Annotated in this window: 17 protein-coding genes; 10 read left to right on the forward strand and 7 right to left on the reverse strand. The window is 63.3% G+C overall.

What is annotated here, in order from left to right; all coding sequences use genetic code 11:
- Positions 1–6: 6 nt before the first annotated feature.
- The 7 genes from ACYCVF_RS34145 to ACYCVF_RS34175 form a co-directional block, all read right to left on the reverse strand.
- A complete protein-coding gene (locus ACYCVF_RS34145) occupies positions 7–963 on the reverse strand; it encodes a transketolase family protein (RefSeq protein ID WP_459604101.1) in 957 nt (318 codons plus the stop codon).
- 10 nt (positions 964–973) lie between these two features.
- On the reverse strand, positions 974–1,822 hold the full coding sequence (locus tag ACYCVF_RS34150) for a transketolase (RefSeq protein WP_459604102.1): 849 nt from the start codon (positions 1,820–1,822) through the stop codon (positions 974–976).
- Positions 1,797–2,834, reverse strand: coding sequence for a phosphotransferase (locus ACYCVF_RS34155; protein ID WP_459604103.1), 1,038 nt, complete (start codon positions 2,832–2,834; stop codon positions 1,797–1,799). The genes ACYCVF_RS34150 and ACYCVF_RS34155 overlap by 26 nt, the downstream gene beginning before the upstream one ends.
- The gene (locus tag ACYCVF_RS34160; RefSeq protein WP_459604104.1) at positions 2,831–3,442 is read right to left on the reverse strand and encodes an HAD family hydrolase; all 612 of its coding nucleotides are present in this window, start codon (positions 3,440–3,442) and stop codon (positions 2,831–2,833) included. The genes ACYCVF_RS34155 and ACYCVF_RS34160 overlap by 4 nt, the downstream gene beginning before the upstream one ends.
- 5 nt (positions 3,443–3,447) lie before the next feature.
- Positions 3,448–4,449 (reverse strand): NAD-dependent epimerase/dehydratase family protein, encoded by a 1,002-nt coding sequence (locus tag ACYCVF_RS34165; protein WP_459604105.1) that lies wholly within the window; start codon positions 4,447–4,449, stop codon positions 3,448–3,450.
- A 27-nt stretch (positions 4,450–4,476) separates the two neighbouring features.
- Complete coding sequence (locus ACYCVF_RS34170) at positions 4,477–6,042, reverse strand: PfkB family carbohydrate kinase (protein ID WP_459604106.1); 1,566 nt, start codon at positions 6,040–6,042, stop codon at positions 4,477–4,479.
- A gap of 87 nt (positions 6,043–6,129) precedes the next feature.
- The gene (locus ACYCVF_RS34175) at positions 6,130–7,143 is read right to left on the reverse strand and encodes an SDR family oxidoreductase (protein WP_459604107.1); all 1,014 of its coding nucleotides are present in this window, start codon (positions 7,141–7,143) and stop codon (positions 6,130–6,132) included.
- A gap of 165 nt (positions 7,144–7,308) precedes the next feature.
- Here ACYCVF_RS34175 and ACYCVF_RS34180 point away from each other — a divergent pair, with 165 nt between their 5' ends.
- The 10 genes from ACYCVF_RS34180 (at position 7,309) to rplL (ending at position 15,192) form a co-directional block, all read left to right on the forward strand.
- Positions 7,309–7,896, forward strand: a complete 588-nt coding sequence (locus ACYCVF_RS34180; protein ID WP_459604108.1) for an SIS domain-containing protein — start codon at positions 7,309–7,311, stop codon at positions 7,894–7,896.
- Between the two features lie 12 nt (positions 7,897–7,908).
- The gene (locus ACYCVF_RS34185; RefSeq protein ID WP_459604109.1) at positions 7,909–8,922 is read left to right on the forward strand and encodes a lysylphosphatidylglycerol synthase transmembrane domain-containing protein; all 1,014 of its coding nucleotides are present in this window, start codon (positions 7,909–7,911) and stop codon (positions 8,920–8,922) included.
- 82 nt (positions 8,923–9,004) lie between these two features.
- Positions 9,005–10,273, forward strand: a complete 1,269-nt coding sequence (locus ACYCVF_RS34190; protein WP_459604110.1) for a methyltransferase domain-containing protein — start codon at positions 9,005–9,007, stop codon at positions 10,271–10,273.
- Positions 10,274–10,596: 323 nt separating this feature from the next.
- Complete coding sequence (secE, locus tag ACYCVF_RS34195; RefSeq protein WP_007611620.1) at positions 10,597–10,788, forward strand: preprotein translocase subunit SecE; 192 nt, start codon at positions 10,597–10,599, stop codon at positions 10,786–10,788.
- Positions 10,788–11,342, forward strand: coding sequence for a transcription termination/antitermination protein NusG (gene nusG / locus ACYCVF_RS34200; protein ID WP_275511150.1), 555 nt, complete (start codon positions 10,788–10,790; stop codon positions 11,340–11,342). The genes secE and nusG overlap by 1 nt, the downstream gene beginning before the upstream one ends.
- Before the next feature lie 134 nt (positions 11,343–11,476).
- Complete coding sequence (gene rplK, locus ACYCVF_RS34205; RefSeq protein WP_008136439.1) at positions 11,477–11,905, forward strand: 50S ribosomal protein L11; 429 nt, start codon at positions 11,477–11,479, stop codon at positions 11,903–11,905.
- A 6-nt stretch (positions 11,906–11,911) separates the two neighbouring features.
- Positions 11,912–12,604: a 50S ribosomal protein L1 gene (gene rplA / locus ACYCVF_RS34210; RefSeq protein WP_025037003.1), complete on the forward strand. Its 693-nt coding sequence runs from the start codon at positions 11,912–11,914 to the stop codon at positions 12,602–12,604.
- Between the two features lie 107 nt (positions 12,605–12,711).
- Entirely contained in the window at positions 12,712–13,665 is a 954-nt protein-coding gene (locus ACYCVF_RS34215; protein ID WP_459604111.1) for a 2-hydroxyacid dehydrogenase, read from the forward strand.
- A gap of 576 nt (positions 13,666–14,241) precedes the next feature.
- The gene (gene rplJ / locus ACYCVF_RS34220) at positions 14,242–14,760 is read left to right on the forward strand and encodes a 50S ribosomal protein L10 (RefSeq protein WP_370140311.1); all 519 of its coding nucleotides are present in this window, start codon (positions 14,242–14,244) and stop codon (positions 14,758–14,760) included.
- 54 nt (positions 14,761–14,814) lie between these two features.
- Entirely contained in the window at positions 14,815–15,192 is a 378-nt protein-coding gene (gene rplL, locus ACYCVF_RS34225) for a 50S ribosomal protein L7/L12 (RefSeq protein ID WP_448031241.1), read from the forward strand.
- The last annotated feature ends 373 nt before the right edge of the window (positions 15,193–15,565 follow it).

Consider the following 15,565-nt stretch of genomic DNA (forward strand, 5'->3'; position numbering starts at 1 on the left):
GACCCGTCAGGTGGAATGAAGTTGAGGGGAGGTGCGCGAGGCGGCGAGCGCATGCTCGATCGAGGTCGCGATGGCACCGGCGGAAAGGCCGTGCTTCTTCAGGAGCGAGTCCTGCGAGCCGTAATTGTGCATGAAGCGGTCCGGCAGCGACAGACGCAGCATCGCAGGGAAGCCGGCGCCGAGCTTGTCGATCAACGCCTCCGCGACGGCGCTGCCGAGGCCGCCGGCGGGCACATGCTCCTCCAGCGTCGCCACGAGCCTGGTGCCGCGGATGGCCTGCAGCAGCGCCTCGGTGTCGAGCGGCTTGACGGTGTGCATGTGCAGGATGCCGGCGCGAATGCCTTGCGCTGCCAGCAGGTCGGCCGCAGCGAGGGCGCGCTGGAGCATGATGCCCGTGGTCACCATGAGGACGTCGCCCTGCGGGCGCATCAGGATGGCCTTGCCGATCTCAAAGCCGTGCTCGGCCTTGGAGACGATGGCGTCGCCGCCCTTTCCGAGCCGGATGTAGATCGGACCCTTCCAGTCGAGTGTCTGCTCCATCATGCGTGCCGCCTCGTCAGCGTCGCATGGGCAGATCACCGTCATGTTCGGCAGCGCGCGCATGATGGCGATGTCCTCGATCGCCTGGTGCGTGGGACCGAGCGGCGCGTAGACGAGCCCGCCGCCATTGGCGATCAGCCGCACCGGCAGATTGTGCAGGCAGAGGTCGACGGCCACCTGTTCGTAGCAGCGGCGGGTGAGAAAGGTTGCGATGGTGTTGACGTAGGGCACGAAGCCTTCCATCGCGAGGCCGGCCGACATGCCGATGATGTGTGCTTCCGAGATGCCCTCGATCAGGTGGCGCTTGGGAAACTCCTTGCTCATCGCACGCAAGGTGCCCGCGCCGGGATCGGAGCCGATGTAAAGCACCCGCTCGTCGCGCGCGGCGAGCTTGTGGACCATGTTCATGGCTGTGTTGCGCATGGGGAGCCGATCAAAAATCGCCGACGGCGACGCGGATGGCGTCGAGCTCGCTGTCGGTCAGCTTGTTCTTGTGATGCCAATCGGCGTTGGATTCCGCCGGTGGCAAACCCTTGCCCTTGACGGTATGGCAGATGATCGCGGTGGGTTTGCCCGAAACGGCCGGGACCTGCTTCAGGACGGTGCGCAGCGCGCCGACGTCGTGGCCGTTGAGCTCCTGCACGGCGAAGCCGAAGCTGCGCCACTTGTCCGCAAGCGGCTCCAGCGGCAGGACGTAGTCGGTCGGCCCGTAGCTCTGGAGCTTGTTGTAGTCGATCATCGCGACCAGGTTGTCGAGCCCGTGCTTGGCCGCGCCCATGGCGGCTTCCCACACCGATCCCTCGTTGATCTCGCCGTCGCCAAGCAGCACGAAGGTCCGGTAGCTGCGCTCGCGCATGCGTGCGGCGAGCGCGAGGCCGACACCGATCGACAGGCCGTGGCCCAGCGCACCGGTCGACGCCTCGACGCCCGGCACCATGCCGTATTCGGGATGTCCGCCGAGGATACTGTCGGGCCCGCAAAAGCCTTCCAGTTCCGACAGCGGGAAGAAGCCGCGATCGGCCAGGAGCGCATAGAGCGCCAGACAGCCGTGTCCCTTGCTGAGGATCGCGCGATCGCGATTGGGATCGCGCGGGTTCTTGGGATCGATCCGCAACACTTCATCGTAGAGCACGCGGACCATCTCGATCAGCGACAGAGCCGGACCGACATGTCCGCGTCCGGCAGAGCGGACAGAACCGAGTACCAGGCGGCGCAAATAAAGGCTGCGCTCGTCCAGCGTGCAGGTGAGAGCGGCTTCAGCGTGGGGTGAGATCTGGATCACGTTGGCAAATCATTTGATGGAGCCGGCGGGCTTTGTCGAGCTGGCCGGCAAGGCGGACCGTCAGATCGCCACCTAGCGCAGCCAGGGCGCGCCGGGAGCGGCTTTCCGGCAAAAAGGCATTCAGGACAATCAGGCACCAAATCGCCCCGAACACAGGATACAGTACGTCACGGCGGATCGCAAACGCGTCATCCCCGGCCTCGAAGGCGCGCGAGAGCCGCTCGATCAGTCTCTTCGCGCCGGCCTCGGGCAGATCGCTGCCGGGATGGATCGCGGTGTCGGACACCAGCTTCACCGGATCGTCCCAGCCGAAATATTCGAAGTCGATGAATTGCAATGTGCCGTCTTCGGCGCGCAGCGCGTTGTGCAGTCCGAAATCCGACGGGCTCAGTGCGCGATGAGCGGGCGCGAGGTCCGCCGCGGGATTCAGGCCCAGTTCCGCATAGCGCCGGCGGAGTTGCCGGATTGCGATGGCAGTGCTGGGAACCAGGCTGCCGTCGATGAATGCACACAGGTCCGGATGATCCTGCGACGCGCGCCTCAACCCGTCCAGGCGCTGCTCGTACTGCGCGATGGCTTCCTCGGGCGAAAAGATGCTGGCTGACGCGTTCCGCAAAGCCCGCGCGCCCTCGGCATTCCGCAGCCTTTGCAGTTCGATCAGGAAGTCGGCCAACTGGTCGGCATCGTCGGGCTGGGGGCGCAGGACCGCGGCCTCACCGTCAAACCATTGATACAGTGCGCAGAACGCAGCCGGATCCTGCGCCATGGGGCGCGGCGTCGATGTGATGCCGTGTCGCGACAGGAAGGAGAGCGCGTCATATTCCTGTCCCAGGCGATCACGCCCGTCGGACGGATAGTGCTTGAGGGCGAGGGGCGGTCCCTGCGCCATTTCCAGCCGAAACACCCGGTTGTTGCCGCCGGAGCGCGCCGGTTGTGCGGCCGCGACGCGTGCTCCAGAGAGGCGGCTGCCGATCGAGATCGCATCCTGGACGCTGATGTCGGGCTCGCTCATTGCGCGAACACTCCGCGGCGGATATCGGCCCAGGTCGCGATCGGCTCGCAATGCGCGGGATGGGGAGGTCGCGACTGGGTGAACAGGATCGATCGCGTCGTCTTCGGAAAATGCGGCTGCTCGAAGACATCGACGAGATCGTCAATGAAGACATCGAGCCGCAGGCTTGCGAGCCGCTCGACCTTCGCTGTCAGCGTATCCTCGAAATAGACGTTGCCCACGGCCAGCGCTGTGTCGGCGACGTCGATGAGACCCGCCCCCCTCAGCCAGCCGCGCGCGGCCTCGCGCAAGTCGACGCGATCCGGGTCCTGATGTCCGAACTGCGTCTTGTGACTGACGACGTAGACGTTCGCGCCGGCCTTGCGGCAGGCGGCGAGGAACTCGCGGACTCCAGGATAAATCTCGGCGCCGCCAATTCCCTTGCCGTAGACGAAGCCTTGCAGTCCCTGCCAGGCAAGCTCGCCGCCGGCGCGGGATCGCAGATAGTCACGGACGTCGGTCTTCAGCCCGTCCCAGCTCTCCGGCACCAGCCCACGCTGGCGCGCGACGGCGGCAAAGACCTTGTCGTAGCAGATGATCGTATTGTCGAAATCGATGCCGATCCGCACGCCGCTCACTTGAGGCTGATGTTCTGCATCATCTTGATGTTGAAATACCTGGGATCGTTGAGCGAGTTCGGCAGGCGGCCGGCCTTGAAGGCGTCCACGAGGCCGGACACGGCCTGTTCGATCGTGTGTGTCGGCGCAAATCCGAGCTCGCGGCGGATCTTCTCCGAAGACACGTGATAGGAGCGCAGATCGTCGGTGGGCTCGACGGCCACGTCGACGCTGCTTCCGACCACTGATTTGACGATGTCGGCGATCTTCATCAGCGAGTGGTTCTCGTAGCCGATGTTGTAGGTCTTGCCGTCGATCTTCGCGTCATCCTGCTGAAGCAGGAACAGATAGGCCGCGGACATGTCCTCGATGTGCAGATTGGGCCGCTTCTGCGTTCCGCCGAACACGCGGATGCGGCCGGTGTTGACCGCCAGATTGGTCAGGATGTTGACGACGACGTCGAGGCGCTGCCGCGGTGCGTAGCCGCAGACGGTGGCAGGACGAACTGTGCAGGTGACGAAGCCGGATGCGGCTTCGTCGGCAAGATCGGTCTCGCACATCGCTTTGAACTTCGAGTAGTCCGTGAGCGGCTCGCATGACAGCTCCTCGGTCACCTCGGCCTCGTCCTTGATGCCGTAGACGCTGGACGAGGACGCATAGATAAAGCGCTTGATGCCGGCCTTCTTTGCGGCGCGCACCATCGGCCGGAAGCAATCGTAGTTGATGGATTTGCCGAGCGTCGGATCCAATTCGAAGGAGGGGTCGTTCGAGATGCAGGCGAGGTGGATCACGGCATTGTTGCCGCGCAGGGCCTCGTTGACCGCGGCCTCATCGCGGATGTCCCCCTTGATCAGGCGCAGGTTCGGATTGTCGCGAACGGCGTTGAAGACGTCCTCGCCATACATGAACAAGTCGAGCACGGTTACCTTGTGGCCCGCCGCAAGCAGCTGGGGAACCAGCACGCTGCCGACATAGCCGGCGCCGCCGGTGACCATCACATTCCATTTCTGATCAATCACTGTGCTCTCCGAAATTTCTCTCTTGCGCTATTTCAACAGCGCGGTGACGAATTTGACCAGCGGGGCCTTTTCGACCGAGCTGCGGTGGCCGACGATGCCGACCTTGATCGCGCCCGCGGCGTTGCCGATGAAGGCGACGTCCTCGATATTGCCGCCGGCTGCCACCAGCGGCGCCGTAATCGTCAGGAAGGCATCGCCCGCGCCGACGGTATCGACGACGGTCTTGGTGAAAGCGGGTACGCGCGCGACGCCGGTCTTCGACGAGAAGGGGTAGCAGCCGAAGGAGCCGTGCGTGATGATCATGTTGTCGCAGGCGATCTTGCGGTGCAGGCCGTCCTCGATCACCGATGCGATGTCGCTGAACTTGTCGGTGGCGGCCAGGCGCGCTTCCGGTGCGTCGATGCAGATATAGTCGGCCCGCGGATACTTCGTGATCAGGTTATAGCCGTGGTTTCCGCTGTTGCTCTGGGCGTTGACTGCCAGGAATCTGGAGTTCGCGATCAACGTCTCGATCGTGCTGGATGCGATCATGCCGTGACCGAAATCCGTGATGATGACCACGTCGGCCTCGCGCACGCGATCCGCTGTGACCTCGTCGATCTCCTTCCGCTGGCTATCGCTGACCGGCGTGTCGTTCATGGTGTAGACTTCGAACAACTTGTGCAGGTAGCCGAGCTCGACGTAACGCAGCTTGCGGGTCGTCGGGCGGTTCTCGACGCGGATCGGCGTCAGCTTGACGTTCGGGCGGATATGAGCGCGCAGGAATGCTTCGGGATAGTCCTCGCCGCCCAGCGTCGTGACGACCTCGACCGACTTGCAGAAGCTCGCGACGTGGTTCGCCGCGGCGATCACGCCGCCGGCGAACTGCTCCCGGTTCTTGAACAGGGTCGCGACGATGTTTTCCTTGGATGCCTTTCCAAGCGCCGTGACATACTGGTACTCGTCGATGATGGTGTCTCCGACCAGCACGACGTGCATGTCCTGGATCTTGTCGATCAGCTTCAGCAGGCGTTCGGCGCCGCCGCCTTCGCGCACCTTCTGGAGGTAGTCGCGCAGAGGGGGATCGTAGATGTCGAAGTAGCGGTTCAGCAACGACGACGAGCTGAAGGTCACGTCGCGCGTAAAGACGATACGGCCGCCGTGGCGCTCGACGGCCTCGCGCTCGGTGGCGATCTTGCCGGTGACGTCATCCTCGGGATTCTCGTAGTCCGAGCCCTTCACGTAGATGTCGGGGCGGACTGCATCGAGGACCGGCTCGGCGCTCGAAGTCCGGTTGATGCCGACCCAGTCGACCGTGCCGAGCGCGGCCAGCATCTCGGCCCGCATATTCTCCGGAAAGATCGGCCGTCCAGGACCCTTGTTGACGTAACGGTCGGCGGTGATGGTCACGATGACCACATCGGCTTCGTTGCGCGCCGCTAGGATGTGCCGGACATGGCCGAGATGCACCAGATCGAATACGCCGTGGCACAGCGCGACGGTCAGGCCCTTTGCCTGTGCGGCGCGCGCAATCTCGCCCAACTCCTCGATCGTCTTGATCTTCTCGTGCGGTGCCGGATGGCCGGTCGGCTTGTCTGTCGCAGCATTACTCATGTGAATTATCCAAAGCGCCGGTAGGCCTCAGGTGGCCGGCCCGGAAATAATCGGCTAGCGGCAAATATCGGGCGTGAACGCACCTGCTCAACGGCTCGCCTTCGGCGTGGCCTCGTCGTCGCCGAGATATTTGAACCAGTCCTTGGTAGCGTCGGCGATCTTGTCCACCGTCCACAGCGGAGCGTCCTTGTACTGGTCCATCGATTTCAACATCGTCGCAACGCCGTCCTCGAATTTCACCTTCGGCGACCAGCTCAGCCACCGCTTGATCTTGGTGATGTCGGCGTAGGTGCAATCGGGCTCGCCAGGACGCTTGGGAATGTGGAGCTTGTCGCCGCCGAGCAATTCCACCAGCCGATTGACGCTGTAGGTGTTGTCCGAACCGACGTTGAATATCTCGTGCGAGACATCGGAGCGCGCGGCAGTCACGAAGGCATCGGCGACATCGCTGACGAAGGTGAAGTCGCGGGTCTGCTCGCCATCGCCGACCACCGTGAAGGGCTTTCCCGCGAGCTTCTGCGCCATGAACACGCCGAACACGGCGCCGTAGGTGCCCGTGGTTCGATGACGCGGTCCGTACACGTTGAACAGCCGCAGCGCGACGGCGGGCAACTTGTAGACCTGGCACCAGTGCATGACGCACTGCTCGCCGAGATTTTTGGTGAGCGCGTAGGGATACATCGGCCGGATCTCGGCGCTCTCCGGCGTCGGATAGACGTCCGGAATACCGTAGCAGGATGACGAGGCCGCATAGACGAAGCGGCGGGCGCCCGCGTGCCGCGCCGCCTCGAGAACGTTGACCGTGCCGTCGACATTGGCGCGATGGTAGGGGATCGGCGACTCGATCGAGGGAACGATGTCGGCCAGTGCCGCGAGATGGAAGACCCAATCGACCCCGTGGAAATACGGTTTGATCGCGTCGAGGTCGGTGACGTCCGCACGCACGACCTTCAACTGACTCGAACCGGCGCGCGCGGCGAGATTTTCGGCGCGTCCGATGACGAAATTATCGAGCGCGATGACCTCATGGCCGTCATCGAGCAGGCGATCGACGAGGTGGCTTCCAATGAAACCGGCGCCGCCAGTTACGATGCATTTCATGGGGAACATCCGTGACGCGAATGCCCAGCGAAACAGGCTCGCCAATGTTGAGTGAAACCCGAAAGCCGACTACCAGCCGCTCGCAAACTTTGCAAGTATTATACCTTTGCAATCCTTGGTAATAGCCGGTATCACCCGGACATGTTGCAATCGAGCCGCCAGCCCATGCCTGACCAGTCCGTCGACCCCGAGCACAAGGCGTTCCTCGACGACTACGTGGGCCGCCTGCATCGCGCGACGGCGATCGACGACGGTATTTTCGCCAGGATCTCCGCCACGCGCGCGTCCTGGTTGCGCACGCGAGAGCAGGGCGGTCGCGTCATCTTCATCGGTAATGGCGGCTCGGCCGGGATCGCCTCGCATCTGGCGATCGATCTGGCGAAGAATGCGTCGGTGCCTGCACTCTGCTTCAGCGATGCGAGCATGATGTCGTGCCTTGCCAACGATTACGGCTTCGAAGACTGGATCGCGCACGCCGTGCGGCTGAATGCCCGCGCCGGCGATTGCCTGGTCGCGATCAGCTCGTCCGGACGTTCGAAGAACATACTCAATGCAGTTGCGCAGGCGCGCACGATGAAGCTCGACGTGATCACGCTGTCGGGCATGAACGCGGACAATCCGCTGCGTAACCTCGGCGACGTCAATTTCTGGGTCGACAGCCGCAGCTACAACATCGTCGAGACCACGCACCAGTTCTGGATGATGGCCGCAATCGACCTCGTCATCGGTCGTGCGGAATATCCGGCGTCCTGAGGCGGGCATCTGATGCAGTCGCGATTCAAGCATGCGGCCCTGTTTTCGGTGAAGCTGCTGCTGTCGATCGCCGTGCTGGTCTACATCGCGCGTGGTCTCGACCTGCGCCAGTTGCGAGATCATCTCGTCTCGGTCGATCCCTTCCTGTTCGTCGTCGCGCTTGCGCTGATCTTCTTCCAGACCTTCGTGCTCAACGGCCGATGGGAGCTGATCATGCGCGCGCTCGGCGTGTCGTTGGACTGGCTCGCGGGGTGGCGGATCCTCATGATCAGCCTCTGGTTCAATCAGGTGTTGCCGTCGTCGGTCGGCGGGGACGCGGTGCGGATGTGGTTGCTGCGCCAGCGTGGCGTGCAGTGGCCGGAGGCGGTCAAGGGCGTTGCAGCAGACCGCTTCACCGCATTGATCGGGCTGATCGTGCTGATGGTGGCCGGATTGCCGTTTCTGTTGTCGCGCGTGTCCAATCAGCCCGCGATCCTGGCCATCAGTGGACTGACGCTGGCGGGCGTCGCCGGCACCGTGGTCCTGTTGACGCTTGACCGTCTGCCCAAACGTCTCATCGCGCTTCGCGCGGTCGCAAGCTTCGTCCGGTTCGGAACGCTCGTCAGGTTTCTTCTCCTGCAGTCCGAGCGCCGCGCGCTGCTTTTCGGATCGGCGCTCCTCATTCATCTCGTGACTGCGGCGGCCTGCTACACGTTGGCGCGCGGTGTCGGAGCGCAGCTCTCGATCCTGGATGCAATCATCCTGATTCCGCCCGTGGTGCTGTTGACGGCCGTCCCGATCTCGATCAGTGGCTGGGGCGTTCGCGAAGGGGCGATGGTCGCCTGCCTCGGTCTTGCGGGTGTGTCGTCCGAGGAAGCGCTGTCGGTTTCGCTCCTGCTGGGCGCCATCAGCGTGATCATCGGGCTCGTCGGCGGCGTCATCTGGCTGGCGAGTCCGGAACGCGGTTCGTATGCGGCGGCCAAGGCGGCCAAGGCGACGGAAGCCCCCGGCTACGAGTTGGGCAAGGAGGTCTCGAGCCACCCATGATCCGCTTGAGCCCACCACCGATCTGGTCTTCACAGGGTGGGATTATCTCACTCGTTCGGGTATCTCATTTTTCGGTTTCACGATGAAAAACCTGTTCTACGTCCGCCATACCTGCCGCCTCTGTCATTCGGACAAGCAAGAGCTGGTCGTCCCGATGGCAGGCATGCCCATTGGCACGCCGAACTTCCAGGTGCCGAACGCCAGCGTCGACGATCCCGTCTTCCGCGCTGCGGTACCGATGGCGCTGCATCTGTGCAGGGACTGCGGTCACCTCCAGATTCTCCATGTCGGCAATCCGGAGATCCAGTACCGCAACTACGTCTATACCACCTCGCTCTCGCTCGGCCTGCGGGAGCATTTCGCGGGCTACGCGAACGATGTGGTGAGTCGCTTCGGCGTCGCGCCGGGCTCGCTGGTCGTCGAACTCGGCAGCAACGACGGCTCGCTGCTCGGCTTCTTCAAGGAGCGCGGCATGCGCGTGCTGGGCGTCGATCCCGCCGTCGACATCGCGCGGCGCGCAACGGAAGCCGGGATCGAGACCATCGGCGATTTCTTCACCGATGCCATCGGGCGCCGCATCCTGCAGAGCCATGGTGCGGCGAGCGTCGTGATCGCCAACAATATGATCGCCAATGTCGACAATCTCGATCCGCTGGTGATCGGGGTTCGCGACGTGCTCGCACCGGACGGATTGTTCGTCTTCGAAACGCAATACGGCGTCGACGTGACCGAGAAGAACCTGCTCGACACCGTCTATCACGAGCATCTGTCGTATTTTAACATCAAGCCGCTGACGCGCTTCTTCGCCCGGCTCGGGATGGAAGTGATCGACGTCCAGCACATCTGGACCAAGGGTGGCTCGATCCGCGTGACGGTTCAGCGCGCCGGCGGTGCGAAGAAGCCGTCCGCGGAGGTCGCGAAGTTCGTCGCCGAGGAGGACCGGCTCGGTGTCGATCAGCCGGCCTATTACGCGCCCTATGTGAAGAGGATCGCCGCCATCCGTGACGAACTCGTCGCGATGGCCGACGCTGCCCACGCGCGCGGTCAACTCGTCGCCGGCTATGGCGTCTCGGTGGGTACCACGACCCTGCTTCCACAGTTCGGCCTTGAGGACAAGATCGATTTCCTGGTGGACGACGACCCCAAGAAGGGGAACGTGATGGCTGGCCCGGGTTACGACATTCCGATTCTGCCCCCGGCCGCCCTTTACGAGCGCAAACCCGCCTTCGTCGTGGTCTTCGCCTGGCGCTACGTCGACCCGATCCGGGCCAAGCACGCCCGCTATTTCGCCGAGGGTGGAAAGTTCGTGGTGCCGCTGCCGGGCATTTCCATGGTCGACCGGGCCGACTGAGTGCCGGTGCCGATGGACTCCCGAGATGGCGCCTTGCCGGCGGCGGATAACCCCTTGATCCACATGGCCTCTGCATGGTCGTCCGGGGCAGGGCGGCTTGCCCGCGCGTGCCCCCTATACCTTGACCTTTGGCCGCATCCGCAGTAGATACCCCGCACTCGCAGCCGGCCCGTTAGACGCGGATCTCCGGCGCGGCTTTGAAATCCCCGAACAATCGAGCCCGGTTTCCGGCTCATCCTTCGAGACAGAGGGCTGGGCCAACGGCGGCTGTTCGGATCCCTGAAATTCATTCGCGTCCGTCGACGGACGTTGGACATCAAGCGATGGCAGTCAGCCCGTTCAAGTTCTTGCAGGAAGTGCGCTCGGAGACTGCCAAGGTCACTTGGCCGACCCGCCGCGAAACCACGATCACCACGATCATGGTGTTCGTCATGGTCGCCGTGGCCTCGATCTTCTTCTTCGCCGCCGACCAGATCATCCGTTACCTCATCACCTTCCTTCTGGGCATTCACTGATGGCAACAGCAACCGCTCAAGTGTCCGACAAGCGCTGGTACATCGTCCACGCCTATTCGAACTTCGAGAAGAAGGTCGCCGAATCGATCCGCGAGCAAGCCAAGCAGCGCGGGCTCGAGGAGTTGTTCGAACTGGTGCTGGTCCCGACCGAGAAGGTCACGGAAGTGCGCCGCGGCCGCAAGATCGACGCCGAGCGCAAGTTCTTCCCGGGCTACGTGCTGGTGAAGATGAAGCTGACCGACGAGGCGTTTCATCTGATCAAGAACACGCCGAAGGTCACGGGCTTCCTCGGCGCCGAAAACAAGCCGATGCCGATTTCGGAATCCGAGGCCATGCGCATCCTGCATCAGGTGCAGGAGGGCGTGGAACGGCCGAAGGCGTCGGTGTCGTTCGAGATTGGCGAGAACGTGCGCGTGGCCGACGGCCCGTTCGCCTCGTTCTCGGGTGTGGTCGAGGAAATCGACGAGGCGCGCTCGCGCGTGAAGGTCGCGGTGTCGATCTTCGGCCGCGCTACACCTGTCGAACTGGAATTCGGTCAGGTCGAGAAGGTCTGACCGGGTAGCGCGTGAAGCCGAGAGGTTTCGCGCAAAGTGAGGCCGTGGGAGGGAGAGGGCGGTTGCCAGCCGCATCCGACCCAGACCACGAACCTGAAACCGCCGGCGGCATGCCGGCACAACAGGAGTGATACATGGCAAAGAAAGTGACCGGATACCTGAAGCTTCAGGTCCCGGCCGGTGCGGCGAATCCTTCGCCCCCGATCGGTCCCGCGCTTGGTCAGCGCGGTCTCAACATCATGGAGTTCTGCAAGGCGTTCAACGCCCAGACCCAGAAGGAAGAGAAGAACACCCCGATTCCCGTCGTGATCACGATCTACGCCGATCGTTCGTTCACGTTCGAGATGAAGACCCCCCCGATGTCCTTCTTCCTCAAGCAGGCTGCGAAGATCCAGTCCGGTTCGAAGGCGCCGGGCCGTGACAAGGCCGGCAAGGTGACCAAGGCGCAGGTGCGCGAGATCGCCGAGAAGAAGATGAAGGACCTGAATTGCGATACCATCGAATCGGCCATGAAGATGGTCGAGGGCTCCGCCCGTTCGATGGGTCTGGAAGTTGCGGGGTAAGCGGTTATGGCAATCGGAAAGCGTTTGAACAAGGCCCGCGAAGGCATTGACCGCGAAAAGCTCTACCCGCTCGCGGACGCCATCAAGATGGTCAAGGAGCGCGCGAAAGCGAAGTTCGACGAGACCATCGAGGTCGCAATCAATCTCGGCGTCGATCCGCGCCACGCCGACCAGATGGTCCGCGGCGTCGTGACCCTGCCGAACGGCACCGGCCGTACGCTCCGCGTCGGCGTCTTCGCCCGTGGCGCCAAGGCTGACGAGGCCAAGGCGGCTGGTGCCGACGTCGTCGGCGCCGAGGATCTGGTCGAGAAGGTGCAGAACGGCACGATCGATTTCGACCGCTGCATCGCCACCCCGGACATGATGCCGCTGGTCGGCCGCCTGGGTAAGGTGCTCGGCCCGCGCGGCCTGATGCCGAACCCGAAGATCGGCACCGTGACCATGGACGTCACCGGTGCGGTGAAGGGTGCCAAGGGCGGTTCGGTCGAGTTCCGCGTCGAGAAGGCCGGCATCCTCCAGGCCGGCGTCGGCAAGGCTTCGTTCTCCGAAGAGAAGCTGGTCGAGAACATCAAGGCTCTCGCGGACGCCGTCTCCAAGGCGAAGCCGGCCGGTTCCAAGGGTACCTACATCCAGCGCGTTGCGGTGTCCTCGACCATGGGCCCGGGCGTGAAGGTCGAGCCGGGTACGATCCTCGGCTAAGGCTTGCCTCGGCTAGAGGTTCGGAAATTGCATGAGGCGAGGGGCGGAATTGGGCAACCGATTCCGCCCCTCGTCGTTTGTGACGGCTTTCACCGGAAACAAGAGCAATGGCTGACAAGGTCCTGATCTACTCGCGCTTTCCCAAGACGATGATGGCGCGTTTCGCTGAACGGTTCGAGTTGCTCGATACCGGTGGCAAGCCCGCGCACGAAGTGTTTTCGGCCGATGAGCTGAGCGGCATCCGCGCGATGCTGACGGCGGGCGGCACCCCGCTCGGCGCGGAGGCGATGGACCGCTTTCCAAAGCTCGGCGCCATCGTCTGCTATGGCACCGGCTATGACGGAATCGACTTGAAGGCGGCAGCCAGCCGCAACATCGCGGTCGGCCACAGCCCGGGCGCCAATGCGGCCTCTGTCGCCGATATTGCGATGACCTTGATGCTCGCGGCGACGCGGCGGCTTCTGGTCGCCGACCAGTATGTCCGCAGCGGCGACTGGTCGGCGTCGAAACAGTCGCCGATGATGCGGCCCCAGGCCGGCATGCCCGGCCGCCGAATCGGGGTCTACGGCATGGGCGAGATCGGCCGCAAGATCGCGGCGCGCTGCGCCGCCTTCGAGAGCGAGGTCGGCTATTTCAACCGCACCAGGTACGATCTGCCCTATCAATATTTCCCGACGCTGGAGGCGCTCGCCGACTGGTGCAGCGTCCTGATGATTGCGGTCCGGGCAGGGGCCGAGACCGAGCATGTCGTCAATGCCGATATCCTGAGGCGCCTTGGCGCGGACGGATATGTCGTCAATATCTCCCGCGGCTCGGTGATTGACGAGAAAGCCCTGGTCGCGGCGCTCACTGATAAGACCATCGCGGGCGCCGGCCTCGACGTCTTTGAGAAGGAACCGCACGCCCCTGACGCTCTGACTGCGCTGCCCAACGTGGTGTTCGCCCCGCATATTGGTGGTCACACGCTGGAATCGCACGTCGCCATGCAGAGCTGCGTGCTGGCGAACCTGACGGCGTTCTTCGAGGGCAAGCCGCTGCCTCATGCCGTCAAATCTGCCTGAATCGGTCCTTGGCCAATTCAAGCCCCGCCGGCAGCGGATTGGAACTGGTGTGAATTTTGCTCTTGGCAAGCAGGCAGAGAGCGGCTAAAGAACCGCTTCCGGACGTGCCGGCCTCGGCTGGCGCGTTCGTGCACGCATTCCGAAAACTCGACAGGCGGGAGATCATTCCTTCTCAGGACGTCCGTAAGGATTTGCCGGAAAAGGAAGGAAAATCCGTCGGTTGGTGGAATGCGGGCAGAGGTCGGGCGGTACGCCGTCTGGCCTTGTCCTGTCCAAGACTGCAGGCGCCTGCGAGAAATTTCGATTTCTCAACGGCTTAATCGCATGGCCTGCATAGACGGGTGAAGACCGGATTTCACTTCGCACCCAGCTTCAACGGCTGGTTTCGCGAAACGGGTCTGGTTCGGACCTCGACACGCCGTGGGCCTCATGGGCTCCCGGAGGGCAGGCTTTGAATTGTCGTCTTGCCCGGCGTGTCCTGGGGGATTTGGCCCCGAGGTTCAGGTTTGGGCGGGACGATGGGTGCAACCCGGCGGTCCCGCTTTTGCGATGACCGCCAACCGGAAAGAGCTTGCTGTGGAACGAGCGGCAAAAAAGGAAGCGGTCGAACAGCTCAACGAGGTCTTCAAGACCACGAGCGTCGCGATCGTTGCTCAATATTCCGGCCTGACCGTCGCCCAGATGCAGAAGCTGCGCACGCAGATGAAGCAGGCTGGCGCCTCGGTGAAGGTCTCGAAGAACCGTCTCGCCAAAATTGCTCTTGAAGGCACCGACGTCGTTGCCATTGGCCCCATGCTGAAGGGGCCGACCGTGATCGCGACTTCCAACGATCCGGTAGCGGCGCCGAAGGTCGCCATCGAATTCGCCAAGGCGAACGAAAAGTTCGTCATCATCGGCGGCTCGATGGGCAAGACCGTCCTGAATGTCGACGGAGTGAAGGCGCTTGCCTCGCTGCCGTCGCTTGACGAACTGCGCGGCAAGATCGTCGGCCTCATCGTGGCCCCGGCGACCAAGCTGGCCCAGCTCGCCAACGCGCCTGCGGGCAAGCTCGCGCGCGTCATCCAGGCTCATGCCTCAAAGGGCGAAGCGGCCTGACGCCCTTCGCAAAACTCAAACCCGAACCAGACTTACACTCAAGGAAACTGAACAATGGCTGACTTGCAGAAGATCGTTGACGACCTCTCGAGCCTCACCGTGCTCGAAGCTGCCGAACTCGCGAAGCTCCTCGAAGAGAAGTGGGGCGTTTCGGCTGCCGCGGCTGTCGCCGTGGCCGGCCCGGCCGGTGGTGGCGCTGCCGCCGCTCCGGTGGAAGAGAAGACCGAGTTCACGGTCGTTCTCGCCAGCGCCGGCGACAAGAAGATCGAGGTCATCAAGGAAGTCCGCGCCATCACCGGTCTCGGCCTGAAGGAAGCAAAGGACCTCGTCGAGGGTGCTCCGAAGCCGCTGAAGGAAGGCGTGAACAAGGAAGAAGCCGAGAAGATCAAGGCGCAGGTCGAGAAGGCCGGCGCCAAGGTCGAGCTCAAGTAAGCAACGCTTGCTGGCGGGATTCCGGCCGCGCGTCGGCGAGGCCCGGGATCCCGGTCGGCCCCTCAAGAGGGTGGGTCGGATGCAAAAGGCGTGCGACGGAACGTCCCGACGCGGGCCGAACACGAAAAAGTGTGGGGATTTGAGGGGCTGACCCTCGAATCTACACTATTGTCGCCCCATATCGGGTCGGCAGCACGAAAGCGCGGTGGGCAGGGATCCGGATTTCCCTGTAAGCCGTTGGGAGAGCAAGCTATTTCGGGCTTTTTCAGTCCGTGAAGACGATCGTTGTGACGGGCGGGCGCGCGCTTGCGCCCCGCGCGTCGTTTTGCGTTTTGAAGGTCTGAAGAACAGATTCAGGACATTCGCACCTGAA

This window comes from Bradyrhizobium cedriense, from assembly GCF_054602315.1.